At 78.6% G+C, this 1,014-nt stretch carries 1 protein-coding gene and 1 pseudogene; one reads left to right on the forward strand and one right to left on the reverse strand.

Translation table 11 applies throughout. From position 1 onward, the window contains the following. Nucleotides 1-483: pseudogene (locus tag GTW08_RS11535) on the reverse strand (glycosyltransferase); the annotation flags it as partial. A gap of 75 nt (nucleotides 484-558) precedes the next feature. On the opposite strand from GTW08_RS11535, the gene GTW08_RS11540 reads away from it, so the two are divergent. Further along, on the forward strand, nucleotides 559-1,014 hold a 456-nt coding region (locus tag GTW08_RS11540; RefSeq protein WP_202417049.1), incomplete at its 3' end, for a WcbI family polysaccharide biosynthesis putative acetyltransferase.

Consider the following 1,014-nt stretch of genomic DNA (forward strand, 5'->3'; position numbering starts at 1 on the left):
CCCGTCGGCGCGGCGGGGCCGGGGACGGCGCAGCCACTCCGGCCCGACGACGGCCGGGTGCCCCAGCACCAGCGCCTCGCGTCCCCAGCGTTCCCGGATCCGCGCGGCGGCCCCCGGGGTCAGCGTGACGAGCCCGGCGGCGGCCGGTACCAGCACGTCGAGGGCCGCGGCGTGCGGCGCGGGGTCGGCGTGGTGCGGGTTGCGCAGGTCGTGCACGGTCAGCACCAGCGGGACACCCGTCTCCCCCAGTGCCGCGACGAGTGCGCGCAGCTGGTCGGGGGTGCGGTCGTCGAAGCCGAAGTGGACGTGCAGCAGGTCGACGTCCGCGGCGTGCGCACGCAGGTGGTCGGCGTCGAGCCACGGCGAGGGCCACCACACCCCCGGACGCGCGCCCGGGACCGGCGGGTCCGGGAGCCGGACCACCTCGGGGTGGTGCAGCGATGCCACGTAGGGATGGGCGGTGGGCACGGACGCCACGCGCACGCGACGGCTCCTCTCCTCGGGTCCCCCGGGATGCCCGTCCGGGCGCGGATCAACCGCACGGGCCACGATGACCGGGTGACCGATCCGCGCCGCCGCCACTACGGCGTCCTCTACGGCCTCGAGGCGCCGCCGCCGGGACCGCTCGCCCTGGTGTGGGGCAACTGCCAGGCCGAGTCGGTCCGGGTGCTGCTCGCCGGCGTCGACGGCCTGCCGGTCACCCCCGTGCGCATCCCGCCGGTGCACGAGCTCACCGCCGACGACCTGCCCCACCTGCGCCGGCTGCTGTCCCGGACCCGGCTGCTGGCGTCCCAGCCGGTCCGCGACGACTACCGCGACCTCCCCCTGGGCACCGCCCAGGTCGCCGCCGGGCTGGCGCCGGGGGCGGTCGTCGTCCGCTGGCCGGTGATCCGCCATCCCGCGCTGCACCCGTGGTCGGCGATCGTGCGCCACGCGTCCGACCCGGCCGCCGTCCCGCCGGGGGTGCCCTACCACGACCTGCGGGCCCTCGCGGCCGCCGCGGGACGCGAGCCG

It is taken from the genome of Pseudonocardia sp. SID8383 (genome assembly GCF_009864975.1).
GTDB classification, from domain to species: Bacteria; Actinomycetota; Actinomycetes; order Mycobacteriales; family Pseudonocardiaceae; genus Pseudonocardia; species Pseudonocardia alni.